General features: G+C 38.0%; 10 protein-coding genes. 5 read left to right on the top strand and 5 right to left on the bottom strand.

Features of this window, described 5'->3' with window-relative positions; all coding sequences use genetic code 11:
- Positions 1 to 77: 77 nt before the first annotated feature.
- From HMPREF2794_RS06125 to HMPREF2794_RS06105, 5 genes are read right to left on the bottom strand one after another with little or no spacing between them, the layout of a single operon-like run.
- On the bottom strand, positions 78 to 986 hold the full coding sequence (locus tag HMPREF2794_RS06125; RefSeq protein WP_070751158.1) for a DUF4999 domain-containing protein: 909 nt from the start codon (positions 984 to 986) through the stop codon (positions 78 to 80).
- Between the two features lie 16 nt (positions 987 to 1002).
- The gene (locus HMPREF2794_RS06120; protein ID WP_010537889.1) at positions 1003 to 2184 is read right to left on the bottom strand and encodes a DUF1735 and LamG domain-containing protein; all 1182 of its coding nucleotides are present in this window, start codon (positions 2182 to 2184) and stop codon (positions 1003 to 1005) included.
- 6 nt (positions 2185 to 2190) lie between these two features.
- Positions 2191 to 3318, bottom strand: coding sequence for a glycoside hydrolase family 18 (locus tag HMPREF2794_RS06115; RefSeq protein ID WP_022301083.1), 1128 nt, complete (start codon positions 3316 to 3318; stop codon positions 2191 to 2193).
- 24 nt (positions 3319 to 3342) lie between these two features.
- Positions 3343 to 4884, bottom strand: a complete 1542-nt coding sequence (locus HMPREF2794_RS06110; RefSeq protein ID WP_070751157.1) for a SusD/RagB family nutrient-binding outer membrane lipoprotein — start codon at positions 4882 to 4884, stop codon at positions 3343 to 3345.
- A gap of 18 nt (positions 4885 to 4902) precedes the next feature.
- On the bottom strand, positions 4903 to 8205 hold the full coding sequence (locus HMPREF2794_RS06105; RefSeq protein ID WP_070751156.1) for a SusC/RagA family TonB-linked outer membrane protein: 3303 nt from the start codon (positions 8203 to 8205) through the stop codon (positions 4903 to 4905).
- Between the two features lie 368 nt (positions 8206 to 8573).
- On the opposite strand from HMPREF2794_RS06105, the gene HMPREF2794_RS06100 reads away from it, so the two are divergent.
- The 5 genes from HMPREF2794_RS06100 to HMPREF2794_RS06080 all read left to right on the top strand — a co-directional run bounded on the left by HMPREF2794_RS06100 (position 8574) and on the right by HMPREF2794_RS06080 (position 17341).
- The gene (locus HMPREF2794_RS06100; RefSeq protein ID WP_070751155.1) at positions 8574 to 9815 is read left to right on the top strand and encodes a site-specific integrase; all 1242 of its coding nucleotides are present in this window, start codon (positions 8574 to 8576) and stop codon (positions 9813 to 9815) included.
- 746 nt (positions 9816 to 10561) lie between these two features.
- Positions 10562 to 13354 carry a SusC/RagA family TonB-linked outer membrane protein gene (locus tag HMPREF2794_RS06095; RefSeq protein ID WP_083312018.1) on the top strand — a complete coding sequence of 931 codons (2793 nt, stop codon included), beginning with the start codon at positions 10562 to 10564 and terminating at the stop codon, positions 13352 to 13354.
- Positions 13355 to 13374: 20 nt separating this feature from the next.
- Complete coding sequence (locus HMPREF2794_RS06090) at positions 13375 to 15015, top strand: SusD/RagB family nutrient-binding outer membrane lipoprotein (RefSeq protein WP_010537893.1); 1641 nt, start codon at positions 13375 to 13377, stop codon at positions 15013 to 15015.
- A gap of 31 nt (positions 15016 to 15046) precedes the next feature.
- Positions 15047 to 16141, top strand: coding sequence for an endo-beta-N-acetylglucosaminidase family protein (locus tag HMPREF2794_RS06085; protein WP_054960643.1), 1095 nt, complete (start codon positions 15047 to 15049; stop codon positions 16139 to 16141).
- A gap of 18 nt (positions 16142 to 16159) precedes the next feature.
- Positions 16160 to 17341, top strand: coding sequence for a DUF1735 and LamG domain-containing protein (locus HMPREF2794_RS06080; protein WP_008761679.1), 1182 nt, complete (start codon positions 16160 to 16162; stop codon positions 17339 to 17341).
- Positions 17342 to 17705: the final 364 nt, after the last annotated feature.

The following is a 17705-nucleotide window of genomic DNA, read 5'->3' as shown; positions in this document are numbered from 1 at the left end:
AAGAGCAAACTTATACATTTTCCTTGTAAGTTTGCTCTTGTCTGTTTTTTAATTGATGGAAAACTTATTCCACATGTTTATTCCCATGCATAGATATAGAATTTTGTGATATCTACACGGCTGGGAACAGTAACCATCTGATATTTCAGGTAACGTGTCTTAATCCGTTCATCAAAAGTGATGGTTTGGTTTCTTCCTTTCGTGTCCCATTGTCCGATAGACGTCCACTTGTCTCCATTTTCAGAGGAGAATATTTCCACTTTTGAAGGAGCATATCCGGCTCCCCAATGGGTAGTTTGAATACCTGTGACTGTTTTTACTTCTTTAAAGTCAACTGTCAGCCAAAAAGGTACTCCATTCGTGGCAACGTCATTGCTTCCTGTTCCTGCAACGGAGTTTGATTCTGCATTTTCTACTCCTTCCATAAAGGTGAATATCCAGTCTTTGGCATTGGTCAGCAATACACTTTCTTTTTTCTTTTCTGCAGTTTTAGAGATTTTCAGGATGATTTCCTGATAATATGCTGCATTTGCGACTTCCGACGATGTAGACTCAATATCTGTGATCTTGATTTTCAACGTATAGTCAAGGGCTTCTTTGGTGCTTTCCAGATACTTCCAGTCTGTAATACTTAAGGTAATCGGCTCTGAGGCTGTAGAACCACCTTTTATCACTAGATTTTTATCACTCAGATTGATCTTGTCTGCATCAATTCCATCACAAGTAACACTGTAGCGCACATTTATATCCTGAGCAATGGCTTTTTGTGTTGTAGCCATAAACTGAAACTCAACACTGCCTTCAATACCTTCTTCTTCAACATGTTTCAGTGTGAATGAAGGAGTCGGCTGCAAATAATCTGCCGGTAATAAAGAAACGTAACTCATATCCCATTCATTAACCGAATCATCATCACTGCAAGATGAGAAGAAGGGAATCATTGCACTCATGAGCGCAATGATTATAGATTGAGATACTTTATTCATAGTAATTATATTAATTTTATTTCCATGGAGTAGCTTCATCCGTAGACAGAATCTTATCTATCCACACTGGAGTGACTGTTGTGGTAATAGTATGTCCTTTGCCGGTAGCATCTTCAAATACATTACCTTTACCTTCATTGAATCTCCAATAAGCTTCTAATCCCGGAGATTTCGGGCTTGTGATAGTCATGTTATTCTGAATCTGAATTTCCGACCGGCATACGGACCAAATACGAGCTTCGCTCACCAATATCTTACATCCGCTCCACCAGCTACCGCCACTAAACCAACTCATACTACCAAATATACAAGGTCCGCCGGCAACGTCTTTTGAGCCTCCGTCTTTACCGTTAATGTAGATACGATATTTGGAACCATTGTATGTCACAGCAAGGTGTTGCCACTTATTAGGTTCGAAAGAGTAGGTCGGATTCAGATAGGTTTCGTGAGTCTGAATCTGAACCAATGAGTGAGCCTTGTGGTCATTATTATCGCTTTGCGGGTCTTCGAAACGTAATAACAAGCTCTTACCGTCGCTACCGGATGTGCTGAATACTGCACGGTTACGATTGGCGGTATTGCTGACCTGGAAACGTACTTCGACAGTAAATTCATTGTAAGTTTCGGGAGCTTCTGAGAATTTCTTGGCTACGAGTTCTGTGCTTCCGACAAACTGTGGAGCAGAGAATTCCATTATGCTATTGGCCAGGATCACCAGACTGCCGGTAACGGGCATTACGTCAATGCTGCCCTGTTTAGCTACCAAACGCACAGGTAAAGCATATGATTCGCCGGATGCGTTCATCTCTTCAGAGAATGCTTTAATGTGTATGGAAATGGGATCTGCGTTATAGGCACCTGCCTTTATCGTTATATTGTCCGGAAGGGTGTAATGAGTTTCCGGCAATGCGATATAGTTGGTACCATTAGCTTTGTTGTATGCGTCAAGAGCCGCCTGATCTATTGTCAGGCTGTAGCTGTTATCTTTTTGTTGTGTATTGCTGATATGAGCATTCAGAGTCACATTAGTTTCACCGCTGCCCATGACAGTCACTTTAGTGCTTGATGCAGTTAAAGCTTCTTCGAAAAAGACATGTGTATCCAATGTGCTATAATTCGCATCATCACAGCCAATCCATGTACCGCCTGCAATAAGCGATATCAGCAAGAAGTTTCTTATGTTCTTAATCTGTTTCATAGTGAATTAATATTTAATTAACGGTTTGGTAGAAGGATTCATAATTTGAATAGCTTTGCGTAGATTCTTGTATTCCGGGTTTGTCGGATACTCCGCTTCCATATGATAGCTTCCTACTCCGCCTTTACGGAAACCGTTTTTCGGTTGCCAGCGTGCCATTCCTTCCAAGGATTTCATGCTGTTACCATAACGGTCGATATAAGGATATCCACCATCCATTGCAGCATCTACGGCTTCAAAGTTTTCGGTCATGATGGTCATTTTTGTGATTTGTTCTTCGGACATTACACTGCCGTAGGTCTGAACAAGTCCCGGACCTGCCACACCGCCATCAATCAGTCGTTTGTCCAGGTTGTTGTCATTACCGGGTTTATAGGCCTGAATGATAAAGTAATCAAAGTAAGGACCTACATCGGGTCTGTTCTTTATACTTTGTGGTTCGCCGTCGATGATCAATAACTTGCCGGTTCCGGATTTAGGACCGAAGTATTTGCCAAGTTCGTCTACAAATATGAACATTCTGTCATCATCGTCTACAATGTTACCCGAATTACCATAATTGGGTTCGTAGTCAATGTCAAAACCGTCATATCCATATTTATTGATTGTATCAGCAATTGCACTCGCATATTTGCGGATGGATGCTTCAACTGCCTCTTTATTGGACTCATCGGAAGGCCACCCCCAGAAGTCATTCACAGCCTCCTGTTGACTGGCAAATCCCATTGATTCCCAATTGTCATATATATGTTGCGGAGTGATCTGTGTACCTACGGAAGTGATAATAAAGCACATAGTGAAACGAGTTCCTTTTACCTGCTGGCAGAATTGAAGGTCTTTCTTTTGTGCTTCTGTGATATTCGACCAGTTTCCCCAAATAGATACAACGTCTACGCTATCAGGTATTCCCGCCATGCTATTAACCAATGAAGCACCTTCGCCTGTCCAGTTGCCGAACCATCCGAAAGCTTTTGGATGATCAGACTTTTTATATGCACGCAAGGCTGCATAATATTCTTCAGAGGGACCTTCGAAGTAATCTTTCGCTTCTGATTCTGTCCAGTCATTACAACTCACCCATATCGGGGTGCTCAATGCTAACAATAAAAAATATAGTAAATAATTCTTTTTCATATTAACTTTAGTTAGGAGGTTATATTAATTTGTTTTTCCCCATGACAAATCTGTGGCTTCATTGTCCGGACCACCATTTCTCAGATACGAGACACCTTGCTGGTAGTTATTATGATTGTTCTGTACTTCCGTATAAGGGAATCTCAGGCGACGCATACCTCGTTTGCTATCTACTCCGGATGGAGACAGATTATCGATGCAAGGATAGAGCTCTGGATAACCGGTGCGGCGGTATTCAGCCCATGCTTCTAGTCCCAATGGATAGTTGGCTATCCATTTCTGAGTAATGATACGTTGAAGATTTTCTTCTTCATTGTCATTCCAGGCAACAGCAACTGTGTTGGAGATGGTGTATGCATGACCTCTGGGATCATTATTATGTGATACAACCGGTTTTTCCGTATTGGTCAGATAGTTGTTAGGCATCGTTGTTCCGTATTGTTCCATGGAGAGTTTGATTCCTTCTTCATAGTACTCTTTAGCTGATTTGCTGCCTACAGACCAGTTCTTTAATTTGCCTTCTGCACGAAGGAATGCAGTTTCGGCAGCGCAGAATACCAGTAGCTTGGAAGTACCTGCAATAGCCGGTATAGAATAACCTGCAACGTCACTTTTGGCAAAACCATCTTCTCCGGAACGCATACCCACATATTCCTGAGTATGACCAGTGAAAGTTGAATGATTAAAATACTTAGACATACGTGGATCGTTGTAGCCATTCATGTAATCAACGATATTAGCGTTAACACGCAAATCACCCCAACTTACAGCAGCCAATTGGTATGGGTTTGTCTGTGAGCCGCAATCCATCATAGCATTGTCATTATTCGCTTCAATCAACCCGGCTTCATGAGCTACAGCAGCTTCTGCGTTCTCTTTTGCCATCTCCGGATATGCTGTGCTAATGCGGATAGCAACTCTCAGTCGCATAGAATTTGCTAATCTTGCCCAATTGGCATAATTGCCGCTGAATACGGGGTCGTTGCTGGCGAGAGGGGCATTACCATTAGTGTCTTTATAATAGTTGTAGAGTACGTTTGCAGCACTTGCAAAGTCTTCCATTATATTCTTGTAGACTTGTTCTTCTGTGTCATAAGCTACATAGAAGTTACCTTTTTTCACTTGGCTGTAAGGCATCGGACCGTAACAATCGGCAACACGCAACATAGTTATGGCCCGTATCATACGTGCAAAAGCATAATAATGACCGCTTTCATTGGTTGCTTCCTGTATCTGAAAGAAATTACCGTATATTTTCTCGAAATTGGTATTCCAGGGACCTGCATTCCAGGCATCGCTTTGATTGAATGTGCCGAAATTAGTACCACTCCATACATTCGCACATGTCAGATAGCCTCCTAGTTGACCTACCATCTGATCCATCATCTGTGAGTCATTCTGCTGAATGTTTACAATCGTCTCAATCATTGACTTCATCAAAGTAGAAGGATCAGCTTCATGAATCTGGAATTGATTGGTGTTGTATTCTTCAAAATTACCAGTACAACTCCCGGCAACTAATGCCAAAGCAGTACCGACTGTTATATTTCTTAGATATTTCTTCATAATAATTTTCTCATTAATTTAGAACTGTACTTTCACATTAAATCCTATATTGCGCATGCTCGGTTGCATAAAGTAATCCACATTCATATAGTAATTACTTGACGTAGAAGCTGACAACTCTGGGTCAAACGGTGCTTTACAATAGATCATCCACAGGTTACGTCCCACAAGACCGAAAGTCACGTTGGCGACATTGTTCAGCCATTTCTTGGGAAGTGTATAACTAAGGCTAAGTTCCTGGAGGCGGACATTGGTAGCACTGTATAAATAATATCTTCCATAACCACCTTCACCGGTACCGATAGTCTGAAAGTATTTCTGTGTATCGACTTTTCCGTTATTCATTGGTACACCTTTATTGTCACGCGCATTGGCTGTAATACTTGATACACCATAGTAGTCAAGAACACCTTGTGTGGCTGAATATGCTAACCCACCTACACGTGCGGAAAGAACGACTCCCAGATTGATACCTTTATATGTGAAATTGTTTGTCCATCCTAAATTATAGTTGGCATTCAAGTTTCCGACTTTGGTAGGAGTCTCTGCTGTATGCATGCTAAGTCCTCCGGTTTGAGAATCTACTTTTATGTTTCCGTTATTATCTTTGGTCAATTCATTGTATACATAGATATCAGTCATTGTACCTCCTTCTGTTAAGATCACCCGGGGAGCCACATTCTCTTTACCGAGCCATCCTACAGGCATGTTCGGCATGTCAATCAGTTCGCCTGTTACGGGATTAGTGCTACCACCTGCCAGACGTTTCACTTTATTACGGTTTAGGGTGAATGTAGCATTTGAGGCCCATCTGAATCCTCCCCATTCGTCAGTAAAGCCAAGTGCCAGCTCAATTCCCTGATTTTGTACGTTACCAGTTTGTACAATAGCCTTATTATATCCGGAGGAAGAAGGAATATCTACTTTAAATGTTTGGTTCAAAGTATTGGAACGATAATAGGTTGCGTCCAGATTAAAGCGATTTTCCCAAAATTTTAAATTCAAACCGATTTCCCATGATTTGGTCTTTTCAGGTTTCAGATTATTCATTGGATAAACTGTCGGGTTTGCCCAGTTATGAGTCTGGCTGTTGTATTCATATCCCGGGTTAGTCAGGTAACGGTCGAAAGAAGAGGCTACAACAGTGTAAGACCCACGTACTTTTGCATAAGATATGATTTTAGGCAGAGCAAACATTTCTGTCAGTACAGCCGATAAGCCGACAGATGGGTAGAAGTATGAAGACTGATTGGAGAAAGCCAGTTTGGAATCCCAATCATTACGTCCGGTCAACGTGAGGTAAAGTTGACTTCTCCATCCTAATTCGACATTAGCGAATATACTTTGTACTTCGTCATCGTATCCGTCCGGTAGTGGTTTATAGTTTGCAGCGTAATTAATATTATTCAGTGCAAAGAAGTTAGGGATTATCAGGTCACCTGCAAAGCCGATTGTCTGCATGGAAGTGTGATAAAGTGACATACCGATATTGGTATTTAGACGGAAATCTCCGAATGTTTTATCAACAGTAGCCAGTACGTCAGTATATAAAGAACGTTCCTGGCGCATAGCATCTTCAAAGCCACCGTTAACAGAACAGAAAGTAGCAAGCGTTGAAGCATATTTCTCTGTTTTGTTACGATAGTCCGAATTATCCAGATTTACGCGTCCGGTGATATTTAACCAGTCTGTAATTTTCCATTTTAGGGAGGCATTCAACATATAACGCTTTTTGTCAGAGGTACGTCTGATACGGTTTTGAGTCCAGTATGGATTCTGCAATGACAATCCACCGTCGCCATAAGGCCAGTATTGTTTCATGAATCCGTAATTTGTATCGTAACGTTCGTACAGACGAATTTCATCAAAATTATCTCCGCGTGGAAATAGATACAAAGCGGGTAGGGGGTTGTAGTATTGTCCCTGAGATACCATGTTGGTATTATTCTGTATGATGTATTGTGCACCGATATCCAGTGTCAACTTATCATTCAGGAAGTTAGTAGTATTACGTGCGGTAAAGTTATAGCGGTTGTAGCTGTTATTGGGCAAAATACCATCTGAATTTGTCGTAGAAGCTGAGAAGTAAGTCTGATTTTTATCGCTTCCTGTCGATAATGTAATGGAGTTTATGATATTACTACCGGTATTGAAGAAGTCTTTCGGATCATATCTTTTATCTGTCAGATCTCCCCAGCTGAACAAGCCTGAACTTGTTCCGTATCTGTTCTGCATCTCAGGCATAATATATGCCTTGGAGAAGGTCGTACTATTGGAAACAGTAAGTGATATCTTTTCTTTTTTCCCTTTCTTTGTGTTAACCAGGACTACTCCATTGGCTGCGGCAGAGCCATAAAGGGCAGCAGCTGACGGTCCGGTCATCATACTTATACTTTCTATATCGTCCGGGTTTAAGTCTGCTACTGCATCAGAACCACCCATTGATCCGTACTGACCGTCACCACCACTTGAACCAGTGTTAAACATAGGTACACCGTCAATCACATATAAAGCATTGTTATTCTTGGTCAATGACTTCATACCACGCATTACAACACGTGTAGCACCACCGGCACCTGTAGCACCGCTGCTTATCTGCACACCGGCTACTTTACCTGCAAGCGAATTGATAAAGTTGGCATCTTTCACCGCTGTTAAAGCTTCTCCCTTTACTTGCTGTACATTATAACTCAACGCTTTCTGTTCACGCTTAATACCCAATGCGGTTACAACTACTTCTTCTAATGTTTGAGTATCTTCTCCCATCACTATTTTTAGTGGTTGTGTATTAGCTAATGTGATTGATTGGGAGGCATAACCGATATAGGAGATTTCTAATACATCACCTTTGGCTGCTTGTATTTTGAAATTTCCATCCATATCAGTAATTGCACCAGTAGCGGTTCCTTTCACTAGAATACTAACTCCAATCAAAGGTTCACCTTGTGCATCTGTTACTGTTCCTGTTGCAACGATTGGTGTTTTTTTCTGTTGTTCTACTTCTTTCTTAGTAGAAAGTACAATATGTTTATCGACTATTGAATAACTGATATTTGTTCCTTTAAACAACTGACCCATAACATTAGTCAGCGACTCTTTAGAAACTTTAATAGATATGACACGATTAATATCGACGTCATTTGTGTTGTATACTACTGACATTGAAGTTTGTTTCTCTATCTCTTTCAATGCAGTATTTAGAGGTACCTTCGATAGATTAAGGGTAATCATTCGTTCCTGCCCATAAGCTGAGGCAAAACTCGAAAACAATAAAAGGAAAAATAACAAGTATGGAAACTTGTGTTTTATAATTTCTTTCATCTTATTCTTTTTAATTAGAAATAGTTTTTAGGTAGTTAACAAACATGTGCGGATAATAAATATAACCGCCACTCATACAAAGGATCTATGTATCTCTGTTTCTCATATTTATAAATTTAAAGGTTACACTAAAAATGATTTTTCATAAGCGCTTATTCATCAGTAATACATTTAATACTGCAACCATACTAAACGAAAATAAGATTTTTTTTCGTAAAAAATGGTTAGGCTAAGCATTTTTTTGAAAAATAAGTACATAATCATTTGATAAATAGAGCATTAAGTAATTCTGAAAAACTATTCAATTTATTACATTTGCATGCAATTTGCATATATTCAAATAACAGATAGATATAAAGCATCATTTTATGTTCAAATATTCAAAAGATGGAGTTTCTGTATTGACCATATTAGACATCAGAAGAGCTAAAATTAATGGATTATTTCCAGTTAAAGTTCAGGTAGTATTTCGGAGAAAACAGAAATATTATTCTACGGGGAAAGAATTGTCAAAAGAAGACTGGGATAGATTGTTAAAGGCAAAAAGTCAGTTATTAATGGAGGTAAGAGCTGATATAGAAAGTAGTTTTTCTATTATAAAACAACAAGTCAGCGAACTTATCCAAAAAGGAGAATTTAGTTTTGAAATATTAAGTATTAGACTTGGAAGGCATACGAAAGAAATTAATTTGCGTACAGCTTTCGAATTAAAGATGAAGGAATTAGAGGATAATGAGCAGGCAAGTACATATTTAAATTATCGAAGTGCCTTGAAGAGTTTAGAAAGTTTTGGTGGTATCAATATTCCATTAGACAGAATAACAGTGGAGTGGCTGAAGCACTGTGAACGTTTTTGGATTTCTAACGGTAAAAGCTATTCAAGCGTGAGTATTTATTTTCGAACCTTAAAGTGCATATTAAACCGTGCTGTACGAGATGGAATATTGAAAGAATCATCATTTCCTTTTGGAAAGAATAAATATGAAATACCAGAAGGACATGGTCGAAAACTAGCTCTCACTCTCCCTGAGATAAAGAGAGTCATGTCTTTCCAAGATTCTACCAATGAATTAGAGGAATTTCGTGATTTATGGTTCTTCTCTTATTTATGTAATGGAATTAATTTTATGGATCTGTTATTTCTCCAGTACTCAAATATTGTAGATGGAGAAATTTGTTTTATACGTTCCAAAACATCCAGGACAACTAAACATAGTAAAGAAATACGTGCTACTATAACTCCTGAGATGTGGGATATCATTCATAAGTGGGGAAACCCCAATGTAAGTCCGCAGACCTACATTTTCAAATATGCCAAAGGGGATGAAGATGCTTTTGAAAAGATCAGATTAGTGCGTCGTATCGTTACTAAATGTAATAGAAAGTTAAAGAAAATAGCCCAAGGTACAGGTATCGCTCAGTTGACCACTTATACAGCAAGACATTCATTTGCGACAGTATTAAAACGTGGTGGAGCCAAAACCTCTTATATTTCCGAAAGTCTTGGTCACTCCAATTTAGCTGTTACTGAGAATTATTTAGCATGTTTTGAAAAGGAAGAGAGGATTAGAAATGCCCGACTACTGACTAATTTCGATCATAAAATGTAAATTTGAATGGTGCATGCAAATTGTATGCACAACGCTACTTTTTGTGTTTATTGCATAGGCATAAAATAAATGAGTATACGATAATATGATGAATTATAGAAAAATCTCATTGTGTCTAATATCATTACAAGATATGATTAGCCATACGGCTAATCATATCTTGTAATGTCGCATTTTATAAACAATAGAAAACATGAAATCAGTAAAATCAGCACATTCTTAAAAAAATGCATATTTAATGTACCTATAATGTAATATATTACATTAAACTATATAAGAATTAGAAATAAAGCTTGTATTCTCAATTTATTTTCAACGGCATGATTTAAATAAACGTTATTAATAATTATATGGTTATTAAATCGTGCAAAACACAGACATTATAATATAAATAACAATATGTAGAATCATATTGTCATTTCAGAATCAGACGAAAAAATAAACCAAATAGAGAAAAAGTTCTTTCAAAGTACTCATATTTATCTTGGTTTTAAAGGAATTGATGTTTCCTTTAAAACCAAAATGCCGTTCCTTTTAAACCAACGACTGGCTCGTTCATATGTTTTAAAGCTCTTTCATGGAATGGAAGATGACATTTTTATGCACTAAGCGATTATTTTATGCAAATACATCGCATAATCTCGCAATAAATTATACATTTTTTTGCTATTTATTAGATTTCATAGACTTTGACCACTTGGCTATTCTTAAAAATAGAACATAAAGAAATATGAAAAGAGCTATAAATTCATTACTCCCAAGCAATCACGTTAGCCAACGCCCAACCACTGAAAATAATAATGGGCGAAGATACGCAAAAATTGGATGAAGTTGTTGTTACTGCTTTGGGTATCAAACGTTCTGAAAAAGCACTTAGCTATAATGTGCAGAAAGTTAACAATGATGCTTTAACTTCCGTAAAGGATGCTAACTTCGTCAATAGTCTAAACGGAAAAGTGGCTGGTGTGAATATACAACGTAGTGCTTCCGGTGTAGGAGGTAGTACTCGTGTTACAATGCGTGGTAACAAATCTATTAGCGGAGATAACAATGTTCTATATGTAGTTGATGGTGTACCAATTGGTAATCAAGCTGACAGAACTGGCGACGGAACAGGATTCGGAAGTGGCAGAACTTCAGGTGAAGGTATCGCCAATTTCAATCCAGATGATATTGAAAGCGTGTCAGTATTGACTGGACCGTCTGCTGCAGCATTGTATGGAGCAAGTGCAGCAAATGGAGTAATCTTAATCAATACGAAGAAAGGCGAAGCTGGAAAAATGCGTATAGATGTATCTTCTTCAGTAGAGTTTATGACACCGCTCACAATGCCTAAATTCCAAAATAGATATGGAATATCAGGAAACTATTATTCGTGGGGAGATAAACTGGAAAATCAATCATCGTATGATCCTAAAGACTTCTTTGAATTAGGGACAACCTTTAATAATTCATTTAATCTTTCAACCGGAAACGATAAGAATCAGACTTATTTTTCGATTGCTGCTGTAAATTCTGATGGTATTGTCCCCAATAACAAGTACCACCGTTACAATGTGACATTGAGAAATACTGCTAAATTCTTGAATGATAAGCTGACATTAGATGCATCTGCAAGTTATATACGTGAGTATTATAACAATATGATTTCTTATGGAACTTATTTTAATCCAATTGTTGGCGCATACTTATATCCGCGCGGTGAAGATTTTGAGAAAGAGAAGTATTTTGAACGCTATAATAGTGAACTCGGATATTCTCAACAGCAATGGAGTCCCGGAGATTTTGGTATGGATATACAAAATCCATATTGGATTGCCTATCGTAACATTCGTCCGGAAGTAAAAGACCGTTATATGTTATATGCCTCTTTAAAGTACGATATTACCAACTATTTGAATGTGGCAGGTCGTGTACGTTTAGATAATACCTATACTGAAAAGGAAGATAAACGTTATGCATCTACCATAAACACATATGCTAGTACAAACGGACGCTATACATACTCTAACGAGACGTTTCGACAGAAATATGCAGATATAATGGTAAACTTCGATAAACAGTTTGCTGAAATCTATCATGCTACGATTAATGCAGGAACTTCTTTCGAAGAATATGATACAAAAGGACGTGGATATGGAGGACAGTTACTATTAGTACCGAATAAATTTGTATATAGCAATATAGACCCGACGCAGAGCACCGCAAGTCAAACCGGTGGAGACAGTCGCAGGAGAAATTTTGCTGTATTTGCTTCTGCTGAGGTATCATGGAATTCGGCCTTATACCTAACCTTGACAGGGAGAGCCGATAAGCCTTCTCAATTGGTAAACAGTGATGATCCGTGGATTTTCTATCCTTCAGTTGGTTTGTCTGCCATCATTACTGAACTGTTACCCAATAATATTAAAGAAAAATTAGAGCCAACTTTAGGTTTCCTGAAAGTCAGAGCTTCATATACAGAGGTAGGTTCGCCGATCCCTTATACAGGATTAACTCCCGGAACACTCACTCACGAACTTGAAGGAGGAACCTTTAAACCTTTTAAATATTATCCGATTTCCAATCTGAAAGCTGAAAGAACTCGTTCTTATGAAGTAGGTCTTGATTCCAAATGGTTTAATAATACAATAACTTTCGGAGTTACGTATTATCATTCAAATACATATAATCAGTTACTGAAAGCTACATTGGGTAGTAATTTTGAATATATGTTTGTACAAGCTGGTAATGTCCAGAATAGAGGACTTGAATTAAGTTTAGGATTTGACAAGAAATTTGGTAATTTTAATTATAGTACAACGTTCACTGCAACGACAAATAAAAATAAAATTATCCAATTGGCACGCGATGTCTTGAATCCGGTAACAAATACCTTGATAGATTTAACGGATATTCAGGTTGGGCGTTTCCGTTTGAGAGAAGGAGGAGAAATTGGTACTGTATATGCAAATGAATGGCTAAAAAGAGATGGTGATAATTATGTAGACTATCAGCCAGGTCAAGCATTAACTACAGAAGCCACCACACCCTACAAGCTTGGTAGCGTGAATCCTAAATGGAATTTGGGATGGCAGCATGGATTTAGTTACAAAGGATTTAATCTTAACTTGTTGTTCACAGCTCGTATTGGAGGAATCGTAATATCTAAAACACAAGCTATGTTAGACAGATATGGAGTATCTGAAGCATCAGCAGATGCACGTGATGCAGGTGGTGTATCATTAGGATATTTCAAAGTTGATCCAAAAACTTATTATGATGCAGTTTCTAATTTGGATGCCTACTATACATACTCAGCAACTAATGTGAGATTGCAGGAAGCCAGACTAACTTATACTTTCCCCAATAAATGGTTTAAAGGAACTGTTAATAATTTGAGCTTGTCAGTATACGGTACTAATTTATGGATGATATACAATAAGGCCCCTTATGATCCTGAACTAACAGCTTCCACTGGTACTTTTGGTCAAGGATACGATTATTTTATGTTACCCAGCCAGTCTACTTATGGATTGAGTTTGAAATTTGGATTCTAAAATAAATAAAGGAATTGAATATGAAAAAATATATAATTCTGCTTTTGGCACTTTGTTCTATGTCAGCTTGTGATTATGAAGCTGTCAATACCAATCCTTACGGTGTCTCCGATGGGGAATTAGGTCCTCTTAAATATGGTGCCCGTTTCATGAATATGCAGCAAAGAGTGATCCCTATAGGTTCACCTAGTTTGACAACTGGACCTGGAAATGATTTACAAAATACTGATTTGATATCTTCCGGTAACTATATTGGTTATTTTGGCAATAATAATAATTGGGGATTTAATAATGAGGCTAATTGGAATTTTACAGATAGTAGAATGAATTATGCATATCAGAACTTTTACTCGCAAATCTTTTTGCCCTGGAATGAAATATATGAAATCGCTAAAGATTCGGATTCCCCATCAGAACAAGCTATATTGGAGATTGCTAATATTGTCAGAAATATAGCATGGTTGCGAGCTACAGACGTTTTTGGTCCTATTGCTTATAACTCAGCAGGTGATGGAAGTATTGCGCCAAAATTCGACAGCCAGGAAGTTGTTTACAGAAGCATGCTGGCTGATTTGTCAAAATCAGTAGAATTGCTGAACACAATATCTTATAGTGTGATGGGCCAGTACGATTTGATATACAATGGCAATGTTCAAAACTGGGTAAAACTGGCTAACTCATTAATGTTGAGAATAGCTGTCAGAGTACATTTTATAGATGAGACTTTGGCTAAAGAATATATTACGAAAGCATTAGATCCTAAAAATGGCGGTGTTATCGAAGATATTTCAAGTGAAGCAAAGATCAAAAGTTCAGACAAAATGCCATTGCTGAATTCAATGTTAGCATCTGTCAATGAATATAACGAAACAAGAATGGGCGCCACTATTTGGGGATATTTGGACGGATATAAAGACCCTAGGTTAAGTGCATATTTTACTGAAGGAACATATGGATCTGGCAGTTGGGCGCAAACAGGTTATTTTCCGGTTGCACCGACGAATAGTAAATCTAAATCGGAAACCTCATATTCTGCAAAATTTGCATCGCGTCCGAAAGTAGACTCCAATTCTCCTTTATATTGGTTCAGAGCATCCGAAACTTATTTTCTGAAAGCAGAAGCTGCTCTCTACAATTTGATAGGTGGTGACCCCAGAACGTTCTATGAACAAGGAATAAATATTTCATTTCAAGAGCAAGGAGTCAGTGGAGTTGCCACATACCTGTCAGGAACAGGTAAACCAACCGGACTCACTGGTAGTAATTACAAATATGGCACTTATAACCATGATTTAAGCATTGGAAATACTTCACCCAAATGGGATGATTACACAGGAAATTTGAGTAAGCAAGAAGAACAGTTACAGAAAATTATTACGCAAAAATATCTGGCACTATATCCGAACGCTGTGGAAGCTTGGACCGAATATCGCAGAACCGGTTTCCCATATTTAATGAAACCTATGGATGAAGCTGCTCCTGGAAGAATTGGCGCCTCAATAGAAGATTGCAGAGTTCCTGAACGCTTTAGATTTGCTCCTACAGCCTATAATTCCAATCCTAATATGGCTGAAATTCCAACATTGCTGGGAGGTGGAGATATAGGAGCTACTAAATTATGGTGGGTACGTTCAAACAGGCCCAAACAACCTAATCAGTAATAATGATATTCATTGTTAAGAAAAGAAAATTATGAAATTATTAAAGTATTTGTGTATAGGTATATCTGCCTTAAGTATACTAAGCTGTTCTGACTGGACATCTGAAGAAAGAGAGGTTTTTGAGAATCAAGAAGGAATGCACCGTCTGATTCCCCTAATAGAAGCCCAAACCGAAGAAGATCTTACACCGACCATGCGTGAATATTTCGCTCAAATAAGAGAATATAGAAAAACTCCTCATGTGAAAGGCTTTGGTTGGTTTGGTAACTGGACTGGAAAAGGAAACAACGCTCAAAATTATTTGAAGATGTTACCCGATAGTGTAGATTTTGTATCTCTTTGGGGAACAAGAGGTTACCTTTCTGATGAACAGAAAGCAGATTTGAAATTCTTCCAAGAAGTAAAAGGAGGAAAGGCATTATTATGTTGGATTATTCAAGATTTGGGAGATCAGTTGACTCCTAAAGGATTGAATGCAACGCAATATTGGGTAGAAGAAAAGGGACAAGGAAACTTCATTGAAGGAGTAAAAGCATATGCAAATGCTATTTGTGATAGTATTGAAAAGTACAATCTTGATGGTTTTGATATTGACTACGAACCTGGATATGGACATTCCGGAACTTTAGCAAACTACCAGACAATCAGTCCTAGCGGCAATAATAAGATGCAGGTTTTCATTGAAACTTTAAGTGCCCGTCTACGTCCTGCTGGAAGAATGTTAGTTATGGATGGTCAGCCGGATCTCTTATCTACAGAAACTTCAAAATTGGTTGATCATTATATCTATCAAGCATATTGGGAATCAAGTACTAGTTCTGTAATTCATAAAATAAATAAACCGAATCTGGACGATTGGGAGCGTAAAACAATTATTACCGTAGAATTTGAACAAGGGTGGAAAACTGGTGGTATAACTTATTATACAAGTGTGCGTCCTGAATTGAACAGTATGGAAGGGAATCAGATTCTTGACTATGCAACACTCGATTTGCCCAGTGGTAAGAGAATAGGTGGTATAGGTACTTATCATATGGAGTATGACTACCCGAATGACCCTCCTTACAAATGGTTGAGAAAAGCCTTGTATTTTGGTAATCAGGTATATCCTGGTAAGTTCGATTAATATTAAAGAATGACTATTATGAAAAAGAATATTTATTTAGCTGTTCTGTTATTCTTAACAGGTTGTCAAAATGAGTTATATAAAAATCCTTTGGATGATTTTCAAAGTGAGCAAGGAGTATATATAGCTAATAACGGCGTATTACAAAGCTTTGTGGAAGAAGGCAAAGATGTGGAAATTAAAGGGTTGCAAGTAGCTTTAGCTGTTCAAGATACTAAAGAAATAAAAGTTACATTGGAGGCTGGTAATCAAGCTCAGTTAGATGCTTATAATGCTAAAAATGGAACTAACTATATAGTACTTCCTAAAGAGATGTATGAGATCTCACAGAAAATAACATTTATGCCTCTTTATGCAATGATGGATGTTCCTATTTCTTTGAAGAATGTAAAATTCTCACTAGAAGGTAACTATGCTTTGCCTATACGTATTACAGGAGGTGACGTGAATATTATCAGAGGGCAAGAAGAGACTTTACTTGTACTTGAGCAAAGAGTGAATACAAAAGCGCTCCGGATAAGTACAAGTGGAAGTGGTTCGGGGAGCGAGGATGATAAAATGTTCCCTAACGATTTCAAAGTTGATCAATGGACAATGGAAGTTATGGTCAATAGGGCTAGTTACAAAAGTAACAATCGTTCTATTTGTGGAACTAAATTGGTTGCCAATGCTGGTCCTATGGATGAGATTTATACTCGTTTCGGTGATGTAACTATTAACCCTAATCAATTACAAATTAAGACGGGAAGCTCTCAGATTGATGTTCCCGCTGACAAATTCTCTGCACAGCCTGACACTTGGTATATGTTAGCTTTCGTATATGATGGTCAAAAGAATTATGTATACGTGAACGGAGTGCTGGTTGCTGACCGGGAAATCAGAACAGGTCCTTATGGATTGATTGGCTTTTGGATTGGTGGTTCAAACGAGCTGATTCGTGAGGTTCGTTTTTGGAAAACGGCCAGAACTTCGCAAGAGATAGCTTCGAATATATGGAAGATGGTAAATCCTGACGATGACAATTTACTGCTTTATTATCCATTGAATGGGAAGAAGAGGGATAGTGCTACCGGAGAAATTACAGAGGATGAGACTCTGCTTTGGGACTGGAGTAAGAATGGTAAGAATTTACCCAAGCCATCAAGTTATTCTTTTGATGATAACAAAGGGAACGGGTTTATATTCCCACCGCAAGAATAGCAACAAACTACAATAAATTGTACATATAGAAAAGGCTGCCTTTGGAATGAGGCAGCCTTTGTTTTTACTATACATTGTAAATAATAACAACATAAATAAAGAGACAGAACTATCCACTCAACAATTCATATATTTACACAAATATATGAATTATCAAATACAAATATTAATGGTTATATTTAGTATGAGATGTTCTTCTCTCATACTACTCCGCATATCTCCCAATCAATCACGCTTGCTAACGCCCAACCCCTAAAGGTTGTGATGGGAGAAGATACTCAGACATTAGACGAAGTAGTAGTTACTGCGTTGGGTATCAAACGTGAACAAAAAGCGTTGAGTTATAATGTACAGCAAGTAAAGG

Origin of the sequence: Bacteroides sp. HMSC067B03, from assembly GCF_001811315.1 — a bacterium.
Taxonomy (GTDB): domain Bacteria; phylum Bacteroidota; class Bacteroidia; order Bacteroidales; family Bacteroidaceae; genus Bacteroides; species Bacteroides faecis.
Note: the sequence above shows the minus strand (reverse complement) of the source record. Positions and strands in the feature narration are given on the sequence as shown.